This is a genomic window from Streptomyces sp. NPDC054872 (assembly GCF_053610705.1).
Map to the genome: position 1 here is coordinate 58,947 of NZ_JBSGYY010000042.1, position 24,514 is coordinate 83,460.

The 24,514-nt window shown below is 70.9% G+C and carries 24 protein-coding genes; 17 read left to right on the plus strand and 7 right to left on the minus strand.

Annotated elements, in window-relative coordinates:
* Positions 1-3 precede the first annotated feature (3 nt).
* Genes ACWGIH_RS36070 through hutU form a run of 3 tightly spaced genes read right to left on the minus strand, consistent with a single transcriptional unit; the run spans position 4 to position 4,246 of the window.
* A complete protein-coding gene (locus tag ACWGIH_RS36070; RefSeq protein WP_453449085.1) occupies positions 4-1,371 on the minus strand; it encodes a formimidoylglutamate deiminase in 1,368 nt (455 codons plus the stop codon).
* Positions 1,368-2,564 (minus strand): allantoate amidohydrolase, encoded by a 1,197-nt coding sequence (locus tag ACWGIH_RS36075; RefSeq protein WP_453449136.1) that lies wholly within the window; start codon positions 2,562-2,564, stop codon positions 1,368-1,370. The genes ACWGIH_RS36070 and ACWGIH_RS36075 overlap by 4 nt, the downstream gene beginning before the upstream one ends.
* A 17-nt stretch (positions 2,565-2,581) precedes the next feature.
* Positions 2,582-4,246, minus strand: a complete 1,665-nt coding sequence (gene hutU / locus ACWGIH_RS36080) for a urocanate hydratase (protein ID WP_453449084.1) — start codon at positions 4,244-4,246, stop codon at positions 2,582-2,584.
* A gap of 145 nt (positions 4,247-4,391) precedes the next feature.
* On the opposite strand from hutU, the gene ACWGIH_RS36085 reads away from it, so the two are divergent.
* From ACWGIH_RS36085 to ACWGIH_RS36110, 6 genes are all read left to right on the plus strand, one after another.
* Positions 4,392-5,777, plus strand: a complete 1,386-nt coding sequence (locus ACWGIH_RS36085; RefSeq protein WP_453449083.1) for a diaminopimelate decarboxylase — start codon at positions 4,392-4,394, stop codon at positions 5,775-5,777.
* Between the two features lie 79 nt (positions 5,778-5,856).
* Complete coding sequence (locus tag ACWGIH_RS36090; protein ID WP_453449082.1) at positions 5,857-7,224, plus strand: APC family permease; 1,368 nt, start codon at positions 5,857-5,859, stop codon at positions 7,222-7,224.
* A gap of 240 nt (positions 7,225-7,464) precedes the next feature.
* The gene (locus ACWGIH_RS36095) at positions 7,465-7,878 is read left to right on the plus strand and encodes a hypothetical protein (protein ID WP_453449081.1); all 414 of its coding nucleotides are present in this window, start codon (positions 7,465-7,467) and stop codon (positions 7,876-7,878) included.
* Between the two features lie 5 nt (positions 7,879-7,883).
* Positions 7,884-8,654 carry a transcriptional regulator gene (locus ACWGIH_RS36100; protein ID WP_453449135.1) on the plus strand — a complete coding sequence of 257 codons (771 nt, stop codon included), beginning with the start codon at positions 7,884-7,886 and terminating at the stop codon, positions 8,652-8,654.
* Between the two features lie 82 nt (positions 8,655-8,736).
* Positions 8,737-9,129 (plus strand): roadblock/LC7 domain-containing protein, encoded by a 393-nt coding sequence (locus ACWGIH_RS36105; protein ID WP_363211634.1) that lies wholly within the window; start codon positions 8,737-8,739, stop codon positions 9,127-9,129.
* A 75-nt stretch (positions 9,130-9,204) separates the two neighbouring features.
* Positions 9,205-9,579, plus strand: a complete 375-nt coding sequence (locus tag ACWGIH_RS36110) for a hypothetical protein (protein ID WP_363211635.1) — start codon at positions 9,205-9,207, stop codon at positions 9,577-9,579.
* Positions 9,580-9,638: 59 nt separating this feature from the next.
* Here the strand turns inward: ACWGIH_RS36110 and ACWGIH_RS36115 are convergent, their stop codons facing one another.
* Together ACWGIH_RS36115 and ACWGIH_RS36120 are read right to left on the minus strand one after the other, a co-directional pair.
* A complete protein-coding gene (locus ACWGIH_RS36115; protein WP_453510219.1) occupies positions 9,639-10,472 on the minus strand; it encodes a MurR/RpiR family transcriptional regulator in 834 nt (277 codons plus the stop codon).
* Positions 10,469-12,028 (minus strand): aromatic amino acid ammonia-lyase, encoded by a 1,560-nt coding sequence (locus ACWGIH_RS36120; protein ID WP_453449080.1) that lies wholly within the window; start codon positions 12,026-12,028, stop codon positions 10,469-10,471. Before ACWGIH_RS36120 ends, ACWGIH_RS36115 begins: the two co-directional genes overlap by 4 nt.
* 151 nt (positions 12,029-12,179) lie before the next feature.
* Here ACWGIH_RS36120 and ACWGIH_RS36125 point away from each other — a divergent pair, with 151 nt between their 5' ends.
* From ACWGIH_RS36125 to ACWGIH_RS36155, 7 genes are all read left to right on the plus strand, one after another.
* Positions 12,180-13,289, plus strand: coding sequence for an ABC transporter ATP-binding protein (locus ACWGIH_RS36125; protein ID WP_453449079.1), 1,110 nt, complete (start codon positions 12,180-12,182; stop codon positions 13,287-13,289).
* Positions 13,286-13,933: an ABC transporter permease gene (locus ACWGIH_RS36130; protein WP_453449077.1), complete on the plus strand. Its 648-nt coding sequence runs from the start codon at positions 13,286-13,288 to the stop codon at positions 13,931-13,933. The genes ACWGIH_RS36125 and ACWGIH_RS36130 overlap by 4 nt, the downstream gene beginning before the upstream one ends.
* A gap of 1 nt (position 13,934) precedes the next feature.
* Positions 13,935-14,606: an ABC transporter permease gene (locus ACWGIH_RS36135; protein ID WP_453449076.1), complete on the plus strand. Its 672-nt coding sequence runs from the start codon at positions 13,935-13,937 to the stop codon at positions 14,604-14,606.
* Between the two features lie 26 nt (positions 14,607-14,632).
* Entirely contained in the window at positions 14,633-15,568 is a 936-nt protein-coding gene (locus ACWGIH_RS36140) for an ABC transporter substrate-binding protein (protein ID WP_453449134.1), read from the plus strand.
* 49 nt (positions 15,569-15,617) lie between these two features.
* Positions 15,618-17,048 carry a purine-cytosine permease family protein gene (locus ACWGIH_RS36145; RefSeq protein ID WP_453449075.1) on the plus strand — a complete coding sequence of 477 codons (1,431 nt, stop codon included), beginning with the start codon at positions 15,618-15,620 and terminating at the stop codon, positions 17,046-17,048.
* 11 nt (positions 17,049-17,059) lie between these two features.
* The gene (locus ACWGIH_RS36150) at positions 17,060-17,482 is read left to right on the plus strand and encodes a hypothetical protein (protein WP_453449074.1); all 423 of its coding nucleotides are present in this window, start codon (positions 17,060-17,062) and stop codon (positions 17,480-17,482) included.
* Between the two features lie 72 nt (positions 17,483-17,554).
* Positions 17,555-18,340 (plus strand): phosphodiesterase, encoded by a 786-nt coding sequence (locus ACWGIH_RS36155; RefSeq protein ID WP_453449073.1) that lies wholly within the window; start codon positions 17,555-17,557, stop codon positions 18,338-18,340.
* Positions 18,341-18,648: 308 nt separating this feature from the next.
* Here the strand turns inward: ACWGIH_RS36155 and ACWGIH_RS36160 are convergent, their stop codons facing one another.
* Positions 18,649-20,040 (minus strand): cystathionine beta-synthase, encoded by a 1,392-nt coding sequence (locus ACWGIH_RS36160; RefSeq protein WP_453449072.1) that lies wholly within the window; start codon positions 20,038-20,040, stop codon positions 18,649-18,651.
* Between the two features lie 149 nt (positions 20,041-20,189).
* Here ACWGIH_RS36160 and ACWGIH_RS36165 point away from each other — a divergent pair, with 149 nt between their 5' ends.
* From ACWGIH_RS36165 to ACWGIH_RS36175, 3 genes are all read left to right on the plus strand, one after another.
* Entirely contained in the window at positions 20,190-21,212 is a 1,023-nt protein-coding gene (locus ACWGIH_RS36165; RefSeq protein WP_453449071.1) for an SGNH/GDSL hydrolase family protein, read from the plus strand.
* 277 nt (positions 21,213-21,489) lie between these two features.
* Entirely contained in the window at positions 21,490-22,710 is a 1,221-nt protein-coding gene (locus ACWGIH_RS36170; protein ID WP_453449070.1) for an acetyl-CoA C-acetyltransferase, read from the plus strand.
* Positions 22,711-22,943: 233 nt separating this feature from the next.
* Entirely contained in the window at positions 22,944-23,771 is an 828-nt protein-coding gene (locus tag ACWGIH_RS36175; protein ID WP_453449069.1) for a hypothetical protein, read from the plus strand.
* A 28-nt stretch (positions 23,772-23,799) separates the two neighbouring features.
* Here the strand turns inward: ACWGIH_RS36175 and ACWGIH_RS36180 are convergent, their stop codons facing one another.
* On the minus strand, positions 23,800-24,111 hold the full coding sequence (locus ACWGIH_RS36180; RefSeq protein ID WP_453449068.1) for a hypothetical protein: 312 nt from the start codon (positions 24,109-24,111) through the stop codon (positions 23,800-23,802).
* Positions 24,112-24,213: 102 nt separating this feature from the next.
* Here ACWGIH_RS36180 and ACWGIH_RS36185 point away from each other — a divergent pair, with 102 nt between their 5' ends.
* Positions 24,214-24,444, plus strand: coding sequence for a DUF4287 domain-containing protein (locus tag ACWGIH_RS36185; RefSeq protein ID WP_453449067.1), 231 nt, complete (start codon positions 24,214-24,216; stop codon positions 24,442-24,444).
* Positions 24,445-24,514: the final 70 nt, after the last annotated feature.

Here is a 24,514-nt window from a genome sequence, read left to right on the forward strand (position 1 = left end):
GGCTCAGTCTCGAAGCGTCGCCACCGCCTCGGCCAACGCTCCCGCCACGTCCGGGATCGAGGCATGGACCCCGTCCCGTACGACATGGCGGCCCCCCACCACCGTGTGGCGGACGTCCGCCGACGTGGCCGCGAAGACCGCTGTTTCGGCGGCCAGGCGCGGCAGTGGGCCCGCCGTGCGCACCGAGTCCAGGGCCACCGTCGCGAAGTCGGCGAGGGCGCCGGCCTCGATCACGCCCGCGTCCGCCCAGCCCAGCGCCGCATGACCGTCGGCGGTGGCCGCCCGCAGCAGCGCCGCCGCCGTCCAGTGGCCCCGTGTGTGCGAGCGCAGGCGTTCGTTCAGCTCCATCGCCCGCGCCTCTTCGAGGATGTCGATCACCGCGTGGCTGTCGCTGCCCAGGGAGAGCGGGCTGCCTGCCCGTTGCAGGGCCACCGCGGGGCCGATGCCGTCCGCCAGGTCCCGTTCCGTCGTGGGGCACATGCACGTTCCGGAGGACGACCGGCCGAGGAGCGCGATGTCGGCGTCCGTGAGGTGCGTGTTGTGGACGCCCGTCGTGCGGGGGCCCAGAACCCCGTGGTCCGCCAGGAGGCGCGTGGGAGTGCAGCCGTGCACCGCCTGGCACGCCTCGTTCTCCGCCGTCTGCTCGGAGAGGTGCACGTGGAGGGGGGCCCGGCGGGACGAGGCCCATTCCGCTACGACCTCCAACTGCCGGGCGGGAACCGCCCGTACGGAGTGGATCGCCGCGCCGATCCGGGCGTGGTCGCGGTCCTTGAGGGCCGAGGCCCGCTCCGCCCACGCCTCCGTCGTGCCGTCGGAGAAGCGGAGCTGGTGGCGGTTCACAGGGGCGCCACGGGACTCCGTCAGGAGGCCTGATGCCACGTACGCCGTGTCCAGGAGCGTGATGCGGATGCCCGCGTCCGCCGCCGCCTCGATCAGCGCCTCGCCCATCGCGTTGGGGTCCGCATAGGCAGCGCCGCCCCGCGCGTGGTGCACGTAGTGGAATTCGCCCACCGTCGTGATGCCCGCCAGGGCCATCTCCGCGTACACCGCGCGGGCGAGGGCGTGGTACGTCTGAGGCGTCAGGCGGTCCGCCACCGAGTACATGACCTCGCGCCACGTCCAGAACGTGCCGGAGCCCACCTGGACCGTGCCGCGCAGGGCCCGGTGGAAGGCGTGCGAGTGGGCGTTCGCCAGGCCGGGGAGGGTGAGGCCGCGCAGCACGGTCGCGCCCGGCGGGGGCGTCCCGACGCCCGTGCGGACGGCCGTGATCCGGTCGCCCGTCACATCGACCGCGACTCCCGGCTCGACATTCGTGTCGAGCCAGGCATGCTCCAGCCAGTACGTGGTCGCCTTCGCCGTATCCGTCGTCACCTGCACGCCAGCCCTTCCAGTACGTCGGCCAGTGCGGTCACCCCGGCCACGCAGTCGTCCTCGGCGGCGAACTCGGCCGGGGAGTGTGAGATGCCCGTGGGGTTCCGTACGAACAGCATGGCGGTGGGGATCGAGCCGGACAAAATACCCGCGTCGTGTCCGGCGCCCGTGCCGAGGACGGGGACCGGCCGCTCGCCGCCGAGGAGCCTGCCGAGCTCGTCCCGCAGCGCGTCCTCGAACTCGACCACCGGCGTGAAGGACTCGCGTACGACGTCCAGGTCGACGCCGTGCCGGTCCGCGTACTCGCGGGCCGCCTTCTCGATGCCCGTCACCACCGTGTCAAGGGACTCCTGGTCCGTGGCACGTGAGTCCAGCCAGCCACGGACCAGGGAGGGGATCGCGTTGACGCCGTTCGGTTCGACCGCGATCTTGCCGAAGGTGGCGACCGCGCCCGCCAGTTCGGCCTCCCTGCGGGCCGCGAGGACCGTCTCCGCGTACGACAGCATCGGGTCGCGGCGGTCCGCCAGGCGGGTGGTGCCCGCGTGGTTGGCCTCGCCCCTGAAGTCGAAGCGCCAGCGGCCGTGCGGCCAGATGGCGGAGGCGATGCCCACGGGGTCACCGGTGAGGTCCAGGGCGCGGCCCTGCTCCACGTGGAGTTCCACGAACGCGCCGATGCGGGCGAGGCGTTCGGGGTCCGGGCCGATGGTGGACGGGTCGTGGCCCGCCGCCTCCATGGCTTGGGGGAGCGTGGTTCCGGACGCGTCCGTGAGCTCGTACGCCTTCTCCCGCGTGAGCTGTCCGGCGGTCAGGCGTGAGCCCACGCAGGCCAGGCCGAAGCGGGCGCCCTCCTCGTCGCCGAAGTTGGTGATGGCGAGGGGGCGGCCGAACGACACCTTCCGTGCGCGGAGTTCGTCCAGGGCAGCGAAGGAGGAGACCACGCCGAGCGGGCCGTCGAAGGCGCCGCCGTCCGGGACGGAGTCCAGGTGCGAGCCGGTGACCACGGCGTCGCCGCGGGACGGGTCGCCGAGCCAGGCCCACTGGTTGCCGTTGCGGTCGACCTCGTAGTCGAGGCCGCGTGCCTCCGCCTGCGCCTGGAACCAGAGGCGGCACTCGGCGTCGGCGCCGGTCCAGGCGTAGCGGCGGTAGCCGCCCGTGGCGTCGCTGCGGCCGATGGGCCGCAGCGAGCGCCACATGGCGTGGAACGTGTCGCTCACGCCTGGTCACCCTCGCGCATCGGGATACGTACGCCCTTCTCGTCCGCCACGGACTCCGCGATGTCGTAGCCCGCGTCGACGTGCCGGATGACACCCATGCCGGGGTCATTGGTCAGGACGCGGCGGATCTTCTCGCCGGCCAGCTTCGTGCCGTCGGCGACCGAGACCTGGCCCGCGTGGATGGAGCGGCCCATGCCGACGCCGCCGCCGTGGTGGATGGAGACCCAGGAGGCGCCGGACGCGACGTTCACCATGGCGTTCAGGAGCGGCCAGTCGGCGATCGCGTCGGAGCCGTCGAGCATGGCCTCGGTCTCGCGGTACGGGGAGGCCACCGAGCCGCAGTCCAGGTGGTCGCGGCCGATGGCGAGGGGGGCGGCGAGGGTGCCGTTGCCGACCATGTCGTTGAACATGTCGCCCGCCTTGTCGCGCTCGCCCTGGCCCAGCCAGCAGATGCGCGCGGGCAGGCCCTGGAAGTGGACCCGCTCGCCCGCCATCTTGATCCAGCGGTGCAAAGACTCGTTCTCCGGGAAGAGGTCGAGGAGCGCCTTGTCCGTCTTGTGGATGTCCGATGCCTCGCCCGAGAGCGCCGCCCAGCGGAACGGGCCCTTGCCCTCGCAGAAGAGGGGGCGGATGTAGGCGGGAACGAAGCCGGGGAAGGCGAACGCCCGGTCATAGCCCGCGAGTTGGGCTTCCCCACGGATGGAGTTTCCGTAGTCGAAGACCTCGGCGCCCGCGTCCATGAAGCCGACCATCGCCTCGACGTGCTTGGCCATGGACTCACGGGCGCGGGTGGTGAAGCCCGCCGGGTCCTTCGCCGCGAGCGTCTGCATGTCGTCGAAGTCGACGCCGGTGGGGAGGTACGCGAGCGGGTCGTGGGCCGAGGTCTGGTCGGTGACGATGTCGATGGGGGCGCCCTCGGCGAGCATGCGCGGAAGGAGGTCCGCCGCGTTGCCGAGCAGGCCGATGGAGAGGGGCTTTCGCTGGTCGCGGGCCTCGACCGCCAGCTGGAGGGCGTGCTCCAGGGAGTCGGCCTTCACGTCCAGGTAGCGGTGCTCGATGCGGCGCTCGATCGCGCGCGGGTCGACATCGATACAGATCGCGACGCCGTCGTTCATCGTCACCGCGAGGGGCTGGGCGCCGCCCATGCCGCCGAGTCCGGCGGTCAGGGTGATCGTCCCGGCGAGGGTGCCGTTGAACTTCTTGGCCGCGACGGCGGCGAACGTCTCGTACGTGCCCTGGAGGATGCCCTGCGTGCCGATGTAGATCCACGAACCGGCGGTCATCTGGCCGTACATCGTGAGGCCGAGGGCCTCAAGGCGCCGGAACTCCTCCCAGTTCGCCCAGTCGCCCACCAGATTGGAGTTGGCGATCAGGACGCGCGGGGCCCACTCGTGGGTCTGCATGACGCCGACCGGGCGGCCGGACTGGACGAGCATCGTCTCGTCCTGCTTGAGGGTCTTCAGGGTGCGGACCATGGCGTCGAAGGAGCGCCAGTCGCGGGCCGCCTTGCCGGTGCCGCCGTAGACGGCGAGCTTGTCGGGGTGTTCGGCGACCTCGGGGTCGAGGTTGTTCTGCAGCATGCGCAGGGCGGCTTCCTGCTGCCATCCCAGGGCGCTCAGTTCCGTACCGCGCGGTGCCCGTACGGGGCGGGGTCCTGACATGGCGATGCCTCCTCGGGTGAAGCTCTGCTCGTGAGCTCGTGGGGTCTGCTGTGAGCTTGTTATTCACATCCTGCGATGTTGAATAGAGCTAGTCAATACATGGGTACGACAGCGAGACCGCGTCGCGGGTGATTGGCTGGAACGCATGAGCGATCAGGACACGGGGACCGCACGCGCTACCGAGCCGGACGAGGAGGGCGCGGCAGACCCCGCGGCCCGGCGTGACCAGGCCGTCCGCGCCGCCGTCGAGCAAGGACTCGTCGACCCCGCGTCGCCCGTCATCGGCCTTCTGGACGTCACCGGTATCCGCACGGCCGCCGCCTCTCTGCACGCCGCCTTCGACGCGGTGACGCCGCCCGGCACCCCCGTCCTGCACGCCTTCGCGGTGAAGGCGTCGCCCCTGGTCCCGGTCCTGCGCCTCCTTCGCGACGCGGGCATCGGCGCCGAGGTGGCGAGCCCCGGCGAGCTGGCCCTCGCCCGGGCCGCCGGTGTGCCGCCCACGCACACCGTCCTCGACTCGCCCGCGAAGACCGCCGCCGAGCTGCGCGAGGCCCTCGCCCTCGGCATCGCCGTGAACGCCGACAATCCGCAGGAGCTCGCCCGCCTCGACGCGATGATCCGCTCGGCGCCCACCGGCTCCCCCATCGGCCTGCGCGTGAACCCGCAGATCGGCGGCGGCTCCATCGGCGCCCTTTCCACCGCCACCGCGACGTCCAAGTTCGGCGTCGCGCTGCTGGACGAGGGAGTCCGCGAGTGGGTCGTCCAGGCGTATCTCGACCGCCCCTGGCTGACGCGCCTGCACGCCCACTCCGGATCGCAGGGCATGCCGCTCGAAATGATGGTGCGGGGCGTCGCGGCGACGTACGAGCTCGCCGAGGAGATCAACGAACGGGCCGGCCGACAGCAGATCGACACCATCGACATCGGCGGCGGCCTGCCCGTCAACTTCGGCTCGGACGAGGAGACCCCGACGCACGCGCAGTACGCCCGCCGCCTGAAGTCCCGCGTGCCGGGGCTGCTCGACGGCCGCTACGGCCTGGTCACCGAGTTCGGCCGCTCGCTGCTCGCCAAGCACGGCACGATCCTGGCCCGCGTCGAGTACACCAAGTCGGCGGGCACCCGGCCCATCGCCGTGACGCACGCGGGCGTCCAGGTCGCCGCCCGCACTGTGTACGCGCCCGCGTCCTGGCCGCTGCGGATCGCCGCGTACGACGAGAAGGGCCGCCCCAAGAGCGGCCCGGCCGTCGGCCAGGACATCGCGGGCCCCGCGTGCTTCGCGGGTGACCTGCTCGCCGAGAACCGCCCGCTCCCGCGGCTCGACCAGGGCGACCACGCCGCCGTGCTGGACACCGGGGCGTACTACTTCGCGCATCACTACTCGTACAACAGCCTCGCCCGGCCCGGGATCTACGGATTCGCCGCGGGCCGGGGCGGAGAGGTCACCTTCGCCACCGTGCGGGAACCGCAGACCGTTCAGGAGATCGTCGCCGAGTCGGGGGGCACGCTGCGGGACGCGCTGCGCGACCTCTGAGCTTGCTCAACTCCCGCATCGCATCGGCACTTCCGGGGCAGATGCTCCCTCCAGGCACACCCTCGGGGGAGATGATCCTGTGACGACATCCGACAAGGCCACCGGTACACCGCCGCCGTCCGGAGAACCCGCGCTGAACCGCGCGATCGGCCCCAAGCTCCTGATCCTCTTCGTGATCGGCGACATCCTCGGCACCGGCATCTACGCCACCACCGGCAAGGTGGCGGGAAAGGTCGGCGGCGCGCTGTGGCTGCCGTTCGCGATCGGCTTCGTCGTGGCGATCCTGACGGCGGCGTCGTACGTCGAGCTGGTCGGCAAGTACCCGAAGGCGGCGGGCGCCGCCCTCTACACGCAGAAGGCGTTCAAGACGCCGTTCCTCACCTTCATCATCGCCTTCATGGTGATGTGCTCGGGGCTCTCGTCGGCGAGCGCCGCGGCCCGTGCGTTCAGCGGCGACTACCTCGGGGAGCTGACGAGCGACGCACTTCCGCCGACGCTGGTCTCGATCCTCTTCATCCTCGCGCTCGCGGCGCTGAACCTGCGGGGCGTCTCGGAGTCCGTGAAGACGAACGTGGTCCTCACCCTGGTCGAGCTGACGGGCCTGGCCATCATCCTCGCGATCGGCGCGTACGCGGTCCTGAGCGGGGACGGCGAGCCCTCGCGCCTGACGGACTTCGAGGCGGGCGACGGCACCGCGTACGCCCTGATGACGGGCGTGCTGGGCGCGACCGCGCTCGGCTTCTTCGCGTTCGTCGGCTTCGAGGACTCGGTGAACATGGCCGAGGAGACGAAGGACCCGACGCGCACGTTCCCCCGGGCGATCTTCTTGGGGGTCGCCGTGACGGGCACGATCTACGTCCTGGTGGCGCTGGTGTCGTCGCTGCTCGTCGACTACAAGGTGCTCGAAGGATCGAGTGGCCCGCTCCTCGAAGTCGTGAAGGCGGGCGGCGTCGACTTCCCGCACAAACTCTTCGCCCTGATCGCCCTGTTCGCGGTCACCAACTCGGCGCTGATCAACATCATGATGGCCTCGCGGCTCTGTTACGGCATGGCCAACGAGCGCATCCTGCCGCGCGCGATGGGGCGGGTCCTGTCCCGCCGCCGCACACCGGTGGTCGGCATCGCCTTCGTCTCGCTCCTTGCGATCGGCCTGGTGTCCACGGGTGAGATCGAGGGCCTCGGCGACACGACCGCCTTCCTGCTGCTCTGCGTGTTCGCGGTGGTCAACGTGGCCGTCCTGGTCCTGCGCCGTGACCCCGTCGACCACGCGCACTACCGCGCGCCGACGGTCCTTCCGGTGCTCGGCGCCCTCACGGCCCTGATCCTCGCGAGCCCCCTCGCCGACCGCCCGGCGGAGGTCTACATCCGGGCCGGGATCCTGATGGCCATCGGCATCGGGCTGTGGGGCGTGAACAAGGTGGTACTGAAGGCGCGCGGTGAGGAGTGACACGAGCGCGGCAGGGGGTTGAGGGCGGTCCGGTCGCTAGGCCGATACATTCGGTCAGGCTCGGGCCAACCCTGACCCCACCTCGCACTGATCCCGTCGAGGTCGGGCATGTTCCCCTGGAAAGTGCCCATTTCCCAGGACTCTCCACCACTTCTGCGTACCTTCCTCACACCGGGCGGCGCTGAGCCTCCGGTCGGGTGGTAGGGGCCACCCGGTTCAACCCTGGGGAAGGGGAGCCGCGTGCCCGGAATCGACGAGTGTCTGCTCGAAGCGATGACACTGCCCGGTGCGCGTGGCGCGGCGATCGTCGACTGGACCAGCGGGCTCGCCCTCGGTTCGGTCGGCGATCCTCCCGGCGGCGACCACGAGGCGACCGCCGCCGAGACGGCGGAGGTAGCGCGGTCGGCGGCGGAGTACCAGGCGTTCGCGCCCAGGGACGACGCACTGGACACGGCACGGGACGACGACCGCAAGGGGCTCCCCGTCGAGGACCTCATGCTCACCACGAGGACCGGGTTCCATCTGATCCGGTTCGTCGAGACGACCTTCGACAGCAGCGTCTTCCTCTATCTCTGGCTCGACCGGCACACCGGAAATCTCGCGCTCGCCCGCATGCGGCTGCGCGACCTCTCCGAGCGCCTGGTGCTGGTGTGAACGCCATGCGCATCACGGCGCCCACCACCTCGCCCATGCTGATGCGGCTGGCCCATGAGCGGGCGACCGGTGCGCTGCTGCGTGACCAGGGCACCCTCTACCTCGTCGAGGGCCGCGTCGTGCACGCGGAGAGCCCCGCGGCGCCGGGCATAGACGTCCTGCTCACGGCCGGCGGGGCGCTGCCCCCGCAGGGCTGGCAGGAGGCCCTCTCGCTGGCGGGCACGCGCAACGAGGTGGGGCGGGAGCTGGTCGACAGCGGCCGGGTCACCGCGGGCGAGCTGGAGGTCTGCCACATCGGCGCGCTGTTCGACGCCGCGTTCTTCGTCCTCGGCCCGGCGAGCGGGCCCACCCGGTTCCGTTACGGCGTCGCGCACTGGCTGGGCCGGGTGCGGCCGGTGGCGGCCGAGGCCGTGGAGCGGGAGACCCGGCGGCGCCGGGCCCTGCTCGACAGCGTCTGGCCCTGCCCCGATCTTGACACCTCTCCCGTCGTGGCGCGCCCGCCCGCGCCCGGCCAGACGGTCACCGGACGTCAGGACGCGCTGCTGCGGCTCGCCGACGGTGTCCGTACGCCGACAGCCATCGCCTGGGCGCTCGGCCGGCCGACCTTCCACACCCTGATCGAGGTCAGGCGGCTCGCCGCGGCCGGACTCGTGGAACCTCCGCGAACACCCGACCGGACGCCGCCGATGCTTCCCGCCCCGGCCCGCGAGGACCACGAAGAGCCGGACGTCGCCCTGCTGCGCCGGGTCCGTGACGCGCTGGAGGCGACCCTGTGATGTTCCGCGCCGCTCAAGGGACTTGGCCCCCGTGCCCATGAAGTTTTTCGCGCTCTGGAAGCGCGCCGGGAGGAGAGAGCTGATGGCTGCCGAAGCCGACGTACTCGTCGAACTGAAACGGCTGCGGACCAGGATTCCTCAGCTCAAGGGTGCCCTGACGGCCAGTGTCGACGGCTTCGTGCTGGCGCAGGACGCACCGGACGTCGAGCCGGAGGGCCTCTGCGCGCTCACCGCGGCGGCGCTCGGCGTGGCCCTGCGACTCTCCGACGCGACGCATCAGGGCGGCTTCCGCGAACTCCTCATCCGCGGCGAGGGCGGCTACGTGGCCACGTACACGGCCGGTTCGTCCGCGGTGCTCACCCTGCTCGCCGAGTCCCGAGTCAACGTGGGCCGGCTGCACCTGGAGGGCCGCCGTTCGAGCGTGCTCATCGGAGAGCTGGTCGACGCCGCCGTCGAACGAGCGGAGGAAACCTGACCCATGTCCCCCACCACACCCTCAGCGTCCCCAGCACCGCGTACACCCGGCAGACGGAAAGGAAGTGCGAAATTCATGGCCAACACAGAGACATCGCTCAAGGAAGTCACCACCTCGATCGAGGGGGTCATCGGCGCCGCCCTGGTCGACTACACGAGCGGCATGGCCCTCGGCACCATCGGCGGCGGAAAGGACCTGGACCTGGCCGTCGCCGCGGCGGGCAACACCGACGTGGTGCGCGCCAAGCTGCGCACGATGGAACTCCTGGACCTCAAGGACGAGATCGAGGACATCCTGATCTCACTCAGCAGCCAGTACCACCTGATCCGGCTGATCAAGGGCCGCAACAACAACGGCCTGTTCCTCTACGTGGCCCTCGACCAGAAGCGGTCCAATCTGGCCATGGCCAGGCACCAGCTCAAACGCATCGAGGCGAATCTCGACGTCTGAGCAACGGACGCAGCAATCGGCGGACCGGGCCGTTCGGCCCGGTCCGCCGTGCGTGCGGCTCACTCCACGAAAAGGCCCCGTGCCGCCGCCCCCGCGTCGAACTCCTCCAACCGCGCCTGGGCGTCCGGGAGTCCGTCGCACATGGCCTCCAGGAGTACGCGGCCGAGGAGCATCGGCGCGCAGGCCGTGTCGAAGGCGAGGCCCGTGCCGACCGCTGCCGGCAGGAGGAGGTCGGAGTGCGCCGCCACGGGGGCGAACGCCGAGTCGGCCACCGTCACCACGGAGAGACCCGCCCCCTGGGCGTGGGCGAGAGCGTCCACCACCTCCCGCGGGTGCCTCGGCAGCGCGAAGCACAGGAGCGCCGTGGCGCCCGCCCGCACCGCAGCGTCGATCCGGTCGGCCAGCATCGTGCCGCCCTCGTCGAGGAGGCGTACGTCGGGGTGGACCTTCGCCGCGAAGTACGAGAAGCCGTACGCCTGGGACGCGGCCGCCCGCAGGCCGAGGACGGGCAGCGGGCGGGACGAGGCGAGGAGCCGCCCGGCGCGCTCGACCGGCGCGGGGTCGGCGAGCACCTCCGCGAGGTGCCGCAGGTTCGCGATCTCCGCCTCGACCGCCTGCTGGTACTCGTTCAGGGAGTCGTCGCCCGCCGCCTCCGCGGGTGCCAGTTCCCGCAGGTGCCTGCGCAGCGCGGGATAGCCGTCGAAGCCGAGCGCCACCGCGAAACGGGTCACCGACGGCTGGCTGACCCCGGCGAGTTCCGCGAGTTCGACGCTGGAGAGGAAGGGGACGTCCGCCGCCCGCCGCACCATGCAGTGCGCGATGCGCCGCTGGGTGGGCGTGAGCCGGTGGCCCTCGAAGAGCACTTGCAGCCGCGCCGCAGGACTGTCACTCATACCGATCCCCTCACAACGCCCTGACCGTCAGGGACCGTTCCGCTCCCGGCGCCCAGACCGGACCACAGCTCCGTGAACCGGTCGAGCAGCCCGGCCGCCGCCGTCACATCATCCGTCAACGGCCGGTCGGCGAGCTCCGCGTCAAGGACCGCGTCCGCGAGCTCGAAGGCCCTGCCGACCGGCAGCTCGGGGTCGAGACGCATGTCGCGCTGCCGCAACGCCCGTATGGCGGCGACGAGTTCGCAGCCCACGACCAGGCGGTACGCCTCGCACGCCCGCAGCGTCTGGCGCGCCGCGAGCGAGGCGAAGCTGGCCTGCTCCTCCACGCCGCGGGAGAGCACCGCGTGGCCGAGGGAGGCGGGGGCGGAGAAGGCTCGCAGGTCACCGAGGGCGGCGCCGGCCGCGTACTCCAGGATCATCACGCCCGACGACGCCGGTTCGCCGTCCGCGAGGAAGGGCCGCAGGCGGGTGAAGCCGGGTTCGTTCAGGGTCGAGAGTCGGGACGTGGAGAGGCGCGCCGCCTGCGTCACCGCGAGCCTGAAGTGGTCGAGTGACAGGGCGAGTTGCGCCAGGTAGAAGCCGCCGTGATGGTAGGCGGCCATGTCGTCCGCCGAGATCAGCGGATTCTCCGCTGCCGCGTTGATCTCCACCGTGAGGACGTCCTCAAGGGCGTCCGCCGCGTCGTGCGCGGGCCCGTGGATCTGCGGCACACAGCGCAGGCCGTACGGGTCCTGGATGCGGCCGAGCGGCGGCGTGGGGCGGTCGGGCGCACCGAGGATCCGCCGCATCCGTTCGGCTACCGCGTACGAACCGGAGTGGCGCCGCGCCTCGTGCACGGGCAGCGCGTACGCCTCGTACGAACCGTCGACCGCCATCAGGGTCAGCGCGGCCACCACCTGCGTGGCCCCGATCAGGCCGCGCAGCTCGTGCAGGGCGAGCGCGGACTGGCCGAGGGTCAGGGCGTTGCTGCTGATCAGGGCCAGTGCGTCGTTGTTGTCGAGGGGCTGCGGCTCGGGGGCGGCCCCCGGTCCCTGCCAGGGGTGCTCGCCCGCGAGCGCGAGGCCCATCTGCGCGAGCGCGGCGATGTCGCCCGTACCGACCGAGCCGAATTCGTTGACCTTGGGGTACGCACCGGTTTCCAGGGCCTGGCACAGGGCCGTGACGACGGTCGGGCGCAGGCCCGCACCGCCCGCGAGCAGCTGGTTGGCGCGGACCGCGAGCATCGCGCGCACCTGCCGTGCGGGCAGCTCCTCGCCGATCGCCCCGGCGTGGCTGCGCAGCAGCCGCAGGCCGTGGTCGGCGGCCGCCTCGGTCGGCACGGACTCATTCCGGTTGGCGCCCACTCCGGTGGAGCGGCCGTAGACGCGGCCCCAGGAGGCGATCTCCCGCGCGGCGTTCCACGAGAGCTCCACGCGCTTCATGCCGTCCGTTCCCGGGACGGGCTTTGCGGTGGATTCGGCCATACGTACGACATCTGCGACCATCAGTCCCCGGCCGTCCAGGACGACGACCGAGTCACTGCCGTCGGTCGCCCTGTCCGCGATACGAGACGACATCACTCGTAATTCCTCCTCAACCGGGCGCTCAGTCTTGCCCTGCGACCACTCGTTACCAGTGATTTACGCCGGGGCGTGGACAAGCTATTGACAATCTATTCAGTCAACGAGAACTCTGCATGACGATATACAGCCGGGCAAGGGACTCCTCATGATCCAATTCGATACGGTCCACAAGCGCTTCCCGAACGGCACAACCGCGGTCCACGACCTGACCCTTGAGATGCCGGAGGGAGGCGTGACCGTCCTCGTCGGATCTTCCGGTTGCGGCAAGACGACGACGCTCCGCATGATCAACCGGATGGTCGATCCGACCTCCGGGACGATCAGGGTGGGCGGCAAGGACGTCCTGGAGCAGGACGCCGCCGAACTGCGCCGCTCCATCGGTTACGTGATCCAGCAGTCCGGGCTCTTCCCGCACCGCACCGTCCTGGACAACATCGCGACGGTGCCGCTGCTGCTCGGCTGGGGCCGCAAGAAGGCGCGGGCGCGGGCGGTGGAGCTCCTGGAGACGGTGGGCCTCGCCGCCGACGCCGGGAAGCGTTACCCGCACCAGCTCTCCGGCGGCCAGCAGCAGCGCGTGGGCGTGGCCCGCGCGCTGGCCGCGGACCCGCCGGTACTCCTGATGGACGAGCCGTTCGGCGCGGTGGACCCCGTGGTCCGCACCCAGCTCCAGGACGAACTCCTGCGCCTTCAGCGGGAGTTGAACAAGACCATCGTCTTCGTCACGCACGACATCGACGAGGCGGTACGGCTCGGCGACCGCATAGCCGTCTTCCGCACCGGCGGCCACCTCGTCCAGTGCGCGAGCCCCGCGGAGCTCCTGGCCCGCCCCGCCGACGACTTCGTCGCGGACTTCCTGGGCGCGGAGCGCGGCCTGAAGCTGCTCTCCCTGACGACACTGGCGGACGTCCCGCAGGCCCCGGCCCCTGAGGGCGGCGCGTGGACGCTGCGTCTGGACGCGGCGGGTGCGCCGGTCTCGTGGCGGCACAAGGACGGCGAGGCCGCGGACGTCCCCGTACGGCCCCTGCGCGACACGGACTCGCTCCTGTCGGCCCTGAACGAGTCCATAGCCGCCCCCAGCGGCCTGGTCGCCCGCGTCGACGCCGAGGGCATCCTGACCGGCGTCACGTCCCGCGACGACATCCACGAGCACGCGGGTGACGCGCACACCTCGGCAACTTCGGCGACTTCCCCAACTTCGCCGGCCTCGGGGGACGAGAGCACCCCGGTGGACAAGAGCACCGTGGTGGAAGGATGACCATCGACTGGTCGTGGATAGCCGACCACACCGACGACCTCACCACCCTCACCCTCTCCCACCTCCAGGCCGCCCTCACCGCCGTACTCCTCGGCCTGCTCATCTCGCTCCCCCTGGCCGTCGTCGCCCACCGCGTGCGCCCCCTGCGCGGACTGCTCCTCGGCCTGTCGAACGTCCTGTTCACCATCCCGTCCATCGCCGTCTTCGTGCTGCTCCTGCCGGTCAGCGGGCTCACCCGCACCACCACCGTCATCGGCCTGACGATCTACACGCTCGTCGTGCTCCTGCGAAACACCGTCGAGGGCCTGGACTCCGTCCCCGCCAAGACGAAGGAAGCCGCGAAGGCCATGGGCACCCGCCCGCTGCGCACCCTCCTCACCGTGGAACTCCCCCTCGCACTCCCGGTGATCATGGCGGGCGTACGGATCGCGACGGTCATGGCGATCTCCCTCGTCTCCGTGGCGACCTACATCGGCGACGGCGGTCTGGGACAGCTCTTCACGGACGGGTTCCAGCGCAACTTCCCCACCCCCGTCATCGTCGGCGTCGTCCTGACCCTGCTCCTCGCGCTCGTCGCGGACGCGCTCCTGGTCACCCTCCAGTACGTCCTGACTCCCTGGACCCGCCGCAAGAGGAGCGCGTGACATGTACGAACTCTTCAAGGACCTCGGCGCCTGGCTGGTCAGCGGCGAGCAGTGGGCCGGGCCCGACGGCATCGGCCACCGGCTCCTGGAGCACCTCCAGTACTCACTGCTCGCGACCCTGATCGCCGCCGTGATCGCGCTGCCGGTCGGGCTGCTCATCGGGCACACCGGGCGCGGCGCCTTCGTCGCCATCAACCTGTCCAGCTTCGGGCGCGCGCTGCCGACGGTCGGCCTCGTCGTGCTGGTCTTCCTGGCCAGCGGCCTGTCCATGTGGCCCGTCTACATCGCCCTGGTGGCGCTGGCCGTCCCCTCCATCGTCACCAACACGTACGCCGGGATGACCGCCGTCGATCCCGAGGTGCGGGACGCCGCGCGCGGCCAGGGCATGCGCTGGCACCAGGTCCTCTTCCAGGTCGAACTGCCCCTCGCCATGCCCCTGATCATGACCGGGCTCCGGCTCGCGCTCATCCAGGTCGTCGCGACGGCCACCATCGCCGCGTACGTCTCCTTCGGCGGGCTCGGCCGGTACGTCTTCGACGGGCTCGCCCAGCGCGACCTCGTGCAGGTGCTCGGCGGTGCCGTGCTCGTCGCGGTCGTCGCCGTCGCCCTCGATCTCGCGCTCTCCGCGCTACAGCGCGCCCTCTTCCGCCACCGCCCCGCCAAGTCGGCCTAGGAGCACAGCAGATGGCCTCCAGCAGCATCAACCGCAGGACACTCCTCGGCGGAATATTCGCCGCGGCCTCCGTCCCCGCGCTCGCCGCCTGCAGCGGCGGCATCACCTCCCTCGACGGGGGAGGTTCCGGCGGCGGAGGCGGTGGTTCCAGCAAGGACGGCGTCACCATCGGCACCGCCAACTTCACCGAGAACCAGGTGCTCGGCTACCTCTACGCCGCCGCGCTCGAAGCGGAAGGCGTGAAGACGACCGTCCGCCCCAATCTCGGCACCCGCGAGATCCTCATCCCCGCCCTCAAGGGCGGCGACATCGACCTCCTGCCCGAGTACCAGGGCGCGCTCCTGCACTACCTCGACACCAAGGCGAAGGCCACGGAGGAGGGCGAGATGCAGAACGCCCTCGCCATGGTCCTGCCGCGCGGCCTGCAGATCCTGCCCTACGGAAAGGCCGAGGACTCCGACGCCTTCGTCGTCACCCGGGAGACCGCCGACAAGTACGGCCTGAAGTCCCTCGCGGACCTCGCCGAGCACAACGGCAAGCTCGTCATCGGCGCCGCCCCCGAGGTCAAGAAGCGCACGGTCGGTTCGGTGGGCCTCAAGGACGTCTACGGAGTCGAGTTCAAGGAGTTCAAGTCCCTCGACTCCTCGGGCCCGCTCGTGAAGGGCGCCCTGAAGAAGGGCGACGTCGACGTGGCGAACCTCTTCACCACCGACACGGACATCGTCGCCGAGAAGTGGGTCGTGCTCACCGACCCCAAGAACCTGATCCCCGGCCAGCACGTCGTCCCGCTCATCGCGGACCGCAAGGCCGACTCGACGGTCCGCAAGGCGCTCGCGCGCCTGGGCAACGCGCTGACCACCAAGGACCTCACCGAGCTGAACCGCCTGGTGGACAAGGACAAGAAGGACCCCGAGGACGTCGCGAACGACTGGGCGGCGGAGCACGGGATCAGCGAGAAGTAGCTCATCCGCCGGGCAGCAGCCCACCAGGCAGCAGGGAGTTCACCGGATCATGGCAGCTGAAGACCTCGTGGAGCGGCGCTCCATCGACGTCGTCCCGGACGACGAACGGCACGGCACCGCGTTCAGCCAGTTCACCCTCTGGCTCGGCGCCAACCTCCAGATCACCGCGGTCGTCACCGGCGCGCTCGCCGTCGTCTTCGGCGGCGACGTGGTGTGGTCGGTGATCGGCCTGCTGCTCGGTAATCTGCTCGGCGGGGCGGTGATGGCCCTGCACTCGGCGCAGGGCCCGAAGCTGGGCCTGCCGCAGATGATCCAGTCGCGCGCCCAGTTCGGGGTGCGGGGAGCCGTCGTACCGCTCCTCCTGGTCATCCTCATGTACGTCGGCTTCTTCGCGAGCGGCAGCGTCCTCGCCGGCCAGGCCACCGCCCGGCTGACGCACACGAACGACACCACCGGCATCATCGTCTTCGCGGTGATCACCGCGCTGGTGGCGGCCGTGGGCTACCGCGTGATCCACGTACTCGGCCGGGTGGCGAGCGTGATCTGCGCGCTCGCCTTCATCTACCTGGGCATCCGCCTCCTGGACCGCGTGGACCTCTCGGCGCTCCTGGGCGACGCGCACTTCGACCTGCCGATGTTCCTGCTCGCGGTGTCGCTCTCGGCGTCCTGGCAGCTCGCCTTCGGCCCTTACGTCGCGGACTACTCGCGCTACCTGCCGCGTACGACGTCGGGGCGGGCCACCTTCTGGTGGACGCTGTCGGGCTCCGCGCTCGGCTCGCAGTGGTCGATGACGTTCGGGGTGCTCGTGGCGGCGAGCGCGGGCGGGGCGTTCCTCGACAACCAGGTCGGGTACGTGGTCGGCCTCGGCGGCACCGGCCTGATCGCCTCCTTCCTCTACTTCGTGATCGCGCTCGGCAAGCTGACGATCAACGTGCTCAACACCTACGGCGGCTTCATGTCGATGGTGACGAGCATCAGCGGATTCCGCGGCCAGAAGACCCTCTCGCCGCGCGGCAGGTCGGCGTACATCGCCCTGATCATGGTCGCGGGCACGGTGGTGGCGCTGCTCGGCAAGGACAGCTTCCTGACGTCCTTCAAGGACTTCCTGCTCTTCCTCCTGACGTTCTTCACGCCGTGGTCCGCGATCAATCTGGTCGACTACTACCTGATCTCCAAGGAGCGCTACGACATCCCGGCGCTCTCCGACCCGCACGGCCGCTACGGAGCCTGGCGCTGGGACGCGCTGACGGTGTACGGGATCGGGCTGCTTGCCCAACTCCCCTTCCTGGTCACGCACTTCTACACGGGCCCGCTGGTGGAGCCGCTGGGCGGCGCGGACATCTCGTGGATCGTGGGTCTGGTGGTCCCCGCGCTCCTGTACTGGCTGCTCGCCCGGCGCGACACGTCGCACGTCCCCGCGGCGCACATCCCCGCGGAAAGGGGGGATAGCCCCACTGTCAGGGCCTCGTCCGCTGCGTAACGTAAAAGACTATGGAAGCCCGAGACGCCGAACTGAAGAAGGAACTCGACGCCTCTCTGCACGCTCGCAGAGAGCTGGGCGAAGAGTATGAGTCCGCGCTGGTCGACTCGTTCCTCGAGAAGGTCGAGCAGCGCCTGGACGGCACCATCGACCGGCGGATGCGCCGGCACATGGCAGAGCAGCAGATGGTCGTCGCCCGCGGATCCCGCGCGCCGAACAGCCCCGTGGACTCCTGGGGCGAGCGCTTCGGATTCGGCATCGTCTCGCTGATCCTCGCGATCCCCCTCTCGGCGATCGGCGTGGTCAACGCGGACCTGCCGGGCCTGTTCGTCACCTGGGGCGGCATCGTCGGCGTGAACGCGGTGCATTCGATGCGGGGCCTGAACTTCGGCCGCGGCAAGGACCGCGGCCGGAAGTCGGAGTGGGACGACTGAGGCGGGACCGCCGGATTCTGCTCTCAGCAGGACCGGTGGCGCGGGACCCCGCCCGAGGCGGACCGTCCCCTCATGACCACGTCCGTCGCACACCTCAGTGACCCGCACCTCACCACAGGAACGCTCGCGGCCGAACCGGCGGCAGGACTGCGCCGCGCGCTCGCCCGCGTCCTGGCCCTCGAACCCCGGCCCACCTGCGTCGTGATCACCGGCGACCTGACGGAACACGGCCGCCCCGACGAGTACGAGCAGCTGCGCGAACTCATCGCGGGCTTCCCGCTGCCCCTGCACCTGACGACCGGCAACCACGACGACCCCGCTGCCCTGCTCAAGGCGTTCGGCGGCGAGCCGCAGCTCGGCGGCGCCCACAGCACGCACTACGCCGTCGAGTACGCCGACCTGACCCTGATCGCCCTGGACACGAAGGTGCCGGGAGCTCCGCACGGCACGCTGGGCGAGGCCCAACTCGCCTGGTTGGACGAGACGTTGGCGGCCCGTCCGGAGGTCCACGCCCTGGTCTGTCTGCACCACCCGCCGGTGGACATCGGCATCCCGTACCTGGACGGCATGCGTCTCACGGACAGCGAGGCCCTGGCGGAGGTCCTGTCCCGTCACCCGCACGTGGCCCGGGTCCTCGCGGGCCACGTCCACCGCCCGACCACCGGGGCCTACGCGGGCACGACCCTGTCGACCGCGCCCTCCACGTGGCTCCAGAGCTCCCTCGCCCTGAGCCCGGACCGCCCCATGGGCTACGCACCCGAGCCGACGGCGTTCCAGCTCCACGTGCGCACGCCCACCGGCTGGACCACGCACACGGCAGCGGTGAGTCACGCGGCGGCGCGGATACAGGGGTACTGACCGAGAGGCGCTGAAGCCCTTGACCTCTGTGCGACGTATACAAAGTTCGTGCGCGGGGACCGCCGCACCCCCGGTTCACCAGGGGGCGGGACGACGGCGGTCCCCGCGGGGGACCTGGGCCGGGTCAGGACCGGGCCCACGTCCGGGCGTTCAGAGGTCCGGGAGCCGCTCCGGAGTTCCTGTACGCCGACAACCACCAATGTGCCGCAGGCGTGTTAAGCGGGTGCTGCGCGGACGTGTCGCGCTCGTACCACTTCCGCGAAGTTCGCCCCACGCCGCACCGCTCGCGCCCACGGCACACCCGGCGGCTACTGGCCCTGCTGCTCCGCGAGGAAGGCCAGCAGGTCCTGACGGCTCACCACACCGGTCGGCTTGCCCTCGACCAGGACGATCGCCGCGTCGGCCCGGCCGAGCACCGACATCAGGTCGGCGACCGGTTCGCCGGAGCCGACCTGCGGCAGCGGGTCCGACATGTGCTTCTCCAGCGGATCACCGAGCGAGGCACGCTGCGCGAACAGGGCATCCAGGAGTTCGCGTTCGACGACGGACCCGATGACCTCCGCGGCCATCACGTCCGGGTGGCCCGCGCCCGGCTTCACGATGGGCATCTGCGAGACGCCGTACTCCCGCAGTACGTCGATGGCCTCGCCGACCGTCTCCTCCGGGTGCATGTGGACGAGTGAGGGCAGCTCGCCACCCTCCTTGCGGCGCAGTACGTCACCGACGCGAGGCGCGTCGCCCGCCTGCTCAAGGAACCCGTAGTCGTTCATCCACTCGTCGCTGAAGATCTTGCTCATGTAGCCGCGCCCGGAGTCGGGAAGCAGCACGACCACCACGTCGTCGGGCCCGAGCCGCTCGGCGACCCGCAGCGCCGCCACGACGGCCATCCCGCAGGAACCTCCGACGAGCAGCCCCTCCTCCTTGGCCAGACGCCGCGTCATCTGGAAGGAGTCCTTGTCGGACACGGCGATGATCTCGTCGGTGACGTTCCGGTCGTACGCCGTCGGCCAGAAGTCCTCACCGACGCCCTCGACGAGGTAGGGCCGCCCGGAGCCGCCGGAGTACACGGACCCCTCGGGGTCGGCGCCGACGACGCTCACACGTCCCTCGGAGATCTCCTTCAGGTAGCCGCCCGTCCCGGAGATGGTGCCGCCGGTCCCGATGCCCGCCACGAAATGGGTGATCTTCCCTTCCGTCTGCTCCCACAGCTCAGGGCCGGTGGAGTGGTAGTGGGAAAGAGGGTTGTTCGGGTTGCTGTACTGGTCGGGCTTCCAGGCGCCGGGCGTCTCGCGCACCAGGCGGTCGGAGACGTTGTAGTACGAGTCCGGGTGCTCGGGGTCGACGGCGGTGGGGCAGACGACCACGTCGGCGCCGTACGCCCGCAGGACGTTGATCTTGTCGAGCGACACCTTGTCCGGGCACACGAAGATGCACTTGTAGCCCTTCTGCTGGGCCACGATGGCGAGGCCGACCCCGGTGTTGCCGGAGGTGGGCTCGACGATGGTGCCGCCGGGCTTCAGCTCGCCGCTCTGTTCGGCCGCCTCGATCATGCGCAGCGCGATGCGGTCCTTCACGGAACCGCCGGGGTTGAAGTACTCGACCTTGGCCAGGACGGTCGCCTGAATGCCCGTGGTCACGTTGTTGAGCCTCACCAGCGGGGTGTTGCCGACGAGACTGATCATCGAGTCGTGGAATTGCACCGTTGTCTCCGGGCTGCGATGTAGTGCGACGAATGGGTGTCGTCAGCCTAAGGGTCCCGTTCAGTCGTTCACCTCCGCTTGCGATTGGCCGACCGTCCTTACGGGGCAATGAGTTGATGTAGGGCGGTACGAGGAGGTGGCTGCAGGGCATGTCGAGGGCGAGGGTGGCGCGGCGGATCGCGGCGGGCGCGGCTTACGGCGGCGGAGGTATCGGGCTGATCGGAGCGGCGGCCGTGGGAGTGGTCCTCGCCGAGGTCCAGCTGGCGAAGCGGTCCGTCGGGAACAGCGGCGAGCACGCGGCTCCGCCACGGGCCGACGGGCGTTACGGCTGGGGTTACGCGGACCGGCAGGACGGGGCGGAGCCCCTGCGGTTCGCGATGCTCGGCGATTCGACGGCGGCGGGGCAGGGTGTGTACCGGGCCAGGCAGACTCCCGCCGCGCTGCTCGCGTCGGGGCTCGCGGCGGTGGCCGAGCGGCCGGTGGAGCTGCGGAACGTGGCGCTGCCGGGCGCCCAGTCGGACGACCTGGACCGCCAGGTGACGCTGCTGCTCTCCGACCTCTCGTCCTGGGTGCCGGACGTCTGCGTCGTGATGATCGGCGCGAACGACGTGACGCACCGGATGCCCGCGACGCGCTCCGTGCGCCTGCTGGCGGCGGCGGTGCGGCGGCTGCGGACGGCGGGGGCGGAGGTGGTGGTCGGGACCTGTCCCGACCTGGGGACGGTCGAGAACGTCTACCAGCCGTTGCGCTGGATGGCACGGCGGGTGTCACGTCAGCTGGCCGCCGCGCAGACGATCGGGGTGGTCGAGCAGGGCGGGCGCACGGTGTCGCTCGGGGATCTGCTCGGCCCCGAGTTCCTCGCGAACCCGCGGGAGCTGTTCGGCCCCGACAACTACCACCCCTCCGCGGAGGGGTACGCCACCGCGGCGATGGCGGTGCTGCCGACGCTGTGCGCCTCGCTGGGCCTGTGGCCGGAGGAGGAGCGCCCCGACGTCTCCCGCCGGGAGGGTTTCCTGCCGGTGGCCCGGGCTGCCGCGCAGGCCGCCTCGGAGGGCGGCACGGAGGTGGCGGCCGCGCTGCCCACCGGCCCCCGGGGCCCCTGGGCCCTCATCAAACGCCGACGACGCCGCCGCATCCACCACGCCCCGGACCCGTCACCGCTGCCGCAGTAGCCCGGCGGGGCCGGGGCCGGGCCCGGGGCCGGGGGGGGGAGGGTTCACTGCCGGGCAAACGGGTGGGTGGGCGGGAAAGATCCGCCGCGCAGCGGCGGGACAGAATCACCAACCCGGCGGCAGCCACAGGCGCCCCCGCCAGCGAAAGGCGCCCCCGCCAGCCTGAGCAAGCGCTTAGAAAAATGCGGCCCGCATCACAGTCCCAGCCCGATGACCCGGGGCGATACGTGCAGGTAACTTCCCAAGGAGTCCTGCCCCCTCGTCACAGGAGCCCGTGATGCCCGAAGCCGTGATCGTCTCCGCAGCCCGCACCCCGATCGGCCGCGCCTTCAAGGGCTCCCTGAAGGATCTGCGGCCCGACGACCTGACCGCCACGATCATCGAGGCCGCCCTCGCCAAGGTCCCCGAGCTCGACCCGAAGCTCATCGACGACCTGATGCTCGGCTGTGGTCTGCCGGGTGGCGAGCAAGGGCACAACCTCGGCCGCATCGTCGCCGTACAGATGGGCATGGACCACCTGCCGGGCTGCACCATCACCCGGTACTGCTCCTCCTCCCTGCAGACCTCCCGCATGGCCCTGCACGCCATCAAGGCCGGCGAGGGCGACGTCTTCATCTCCGCGGGCGTGGAGATGGTGTCCCGCAGCGTCAAGGGCTCCAGCGACGGCCTCCCCGACACCCACAACCCCCTCTTCGCCGACGCCGAGGCCCGCACCGCCGCCGTCGCCGCCAGCGAGGGCTCCGACTGGCACGACCCCCGCGAGGACGGCCTGATCCCGGACGCGTACATCGCGATGGGGCAGACCGCCGAGAACCTGGCCCGCGCCAAGGGCGTCACCCGCAAGGACATGGACGAGTTCGGCGTCAGGTCCCAGAACCTCGCCGAGGAAGCCCTCAAGAACGGCTTCTGGGAGCGCGAGATCACCCCGGTGACGACCCCTGACGGCACCGTCGTCAGCAAGGACGACGGCCCCCGCGCCGGCGTCACCCTCGAAGGCGTCGAGGGCCTCAAGCCCGTCTTCCGCCCCGACGGCCGCGTCACCGCCGCCAACTGCTGCCCGCTCAACGACGGCGCCGCCGCCCTCGTGATCATGAGCGACACCAAGGCCCGCGAGCTCGGCCTGACCCCGCTGGCCCGCATCGTCTCCACCGGCGTCACCGGCCTCTCCCCCGAGATCATGGGCCTCGGCCCGGTCGAGGCGTCGAAGCAGGCCCTGTCCCGCGCCGGTCTCACCGTCGACGACATCGACCTCTTCGAGATCAACGAGGCCTTCGCCGCCCAGGTGATCCCCTCCTACCGCGACCTGAACATCCCGATCGACAAGCTGAACGTCAACGGCGGCGCCATCGCCGTCGGCCACCCCTTCGGCATGACCGGTGCCCGCATCACCGGCACCCTCATCAACAGCCTCCAGTTCCACGACAAGCAGTTCGGTCTGGAGACGATGTGCGTCGGCGGCGGCCAGGGCATGGCCATGGTCATCGAGCGCCTCAGCTGACCCTCTGACCCCTGCGGATCCCTCGCGCCTCCATTGATTCGTGACTCAATCTCCCCCAGGATGTGACCTATCTCCTGGGGGAGATGCGTATGACCAGGTCAGAGCGCATCTGTGGATAAACACCGGGCCGAAAGACCTGTCCAATTCGTGACGTAATGCACTGACAGGTGGATCGTGCAGGCTTCAAGCTGATGTAGGAAGTCGGGGGTCGACTTGAAACCGGGAGTACGTCAGTGAGCGCTCTGCCTATTGCCTTGCTGCTCTCCACGGCCGCTGCCACGGCCGTGGGTGCCGCCGCCCTGCACGCCGTGCACGGGCTTCGGAAGCAGCTTGCCGAAATCACCGCCCTGCGCACCGAGCTGGTTCACAGCCACTCGGCGACCGCGCACGCCACCGTGCCCGCCGCCCGCAGCACCGCGGACACCGACGAGATACGCACGGCTGTCGCCGAGGCCCTCGCCGAGGAGCGGGAACGCGAGCTGGCCGAGGCGCGGGCCTTCTGGGCCGCCCAGGAAGCCCGTGACGCCTCGGACGCGCCCCCGCTGCTGAGCGGCCTGCCCGGCCTCTCCGACATGGCCGACGAGCTGTTCCTGCCCCGCCAGGCGGACCTCGCGGGCCTGGAGTCGGACAGCCTGGAGCCGGTCATCGAGCCGTACGCGGACCCGGTCGACGAGTTCGCGGGAGACTCCCCCGAGCTGGCCGCGGCCCGCCGCCGTCACCCCTCGCACCCGGACTTCGTGCCGGTCCAGTCCCCCGTCAACGGCGACCACGAGCGCACGGTCGCCTGTCTCGAGGAGCTGGCCGACGCCCGCACGGCGCTCGCCGACGTCCGCCCCGGCCCGCTCGGCACACTGGACGTCTACGTCTTCGCCGACGGCACCACGCTCTGTATGACCCCGGGCCACCGCGAGACCGCGGAGCTGCTCGCCGGCGCCCTGCGCGACGGCCACACCCCGGTCCTGCTCGGCGGCTCCGGAGTCTCCGGCGCCTACGCACTGACCTTCGAGTGCGGCACCGAGAACGTCTACATCCTCGCGGACCGCGTCATCGCATCGGTCTGACCGAAGCGGCCCCGGCCATCCGCCGGGGTCACACCCCGGCGCGCTTCTGCGCCTTCTCCACGAGCGTCAGCGCCTCCGCGAGCTGAACCTCGTCGTCGAGCACCAGGGCCAAGTCCCGCCCCGCGACCGTGATCTGGTCGGCCGCCGCGAACATCCCGGCGTCCGGCATCTCCCGCGGCTCCGCGTCCGGTACCTCGATCCGCTGCGCCCAGGCCGCCAGTTCCCTGGCCAGAGCGAGCGCCTCGGTCGCCGCCCCCCGCTGCAGCCGGCTCTGCGGGGCGGCCCGCAAACGGTCGGCGAATTGGTCCACTGCGGCCGTCAAAGGCGTCGTATCAAGCACCCGGCGACCTTATGCGCCTGGACGGGACTGTTGCCAACGCCCCAACGCTCAGGCACGGTGTCGTGAAGGACGGAACACATCGCGACGCGTCCGGAGGCGCCGATGTCACAAGTCTTCTCCGAGGAGACCCACCGCAACCTGATCGCCCGAATCCCCCACTGCACCGGTCGTGAGATCTCCGACTGGATCCGCGCCGTGGACGAAGGCCCCTCTCTCTTCCGCTTCGAGGAGAAGGTCAGCTGGCTCCGCGCGGAGCACAACCTGGCTTATGGGCACGCCAAGGCAATCATTCACGAGTACGACTTGCGCCGGGCCGCGCGCAAGCTGCGCTGACTCCCCCTGCCCCCTCTCCCTGTCCCCCTCACACACAACGGCGAAGGGCCCCGCGGAACGTGCGTTCCGC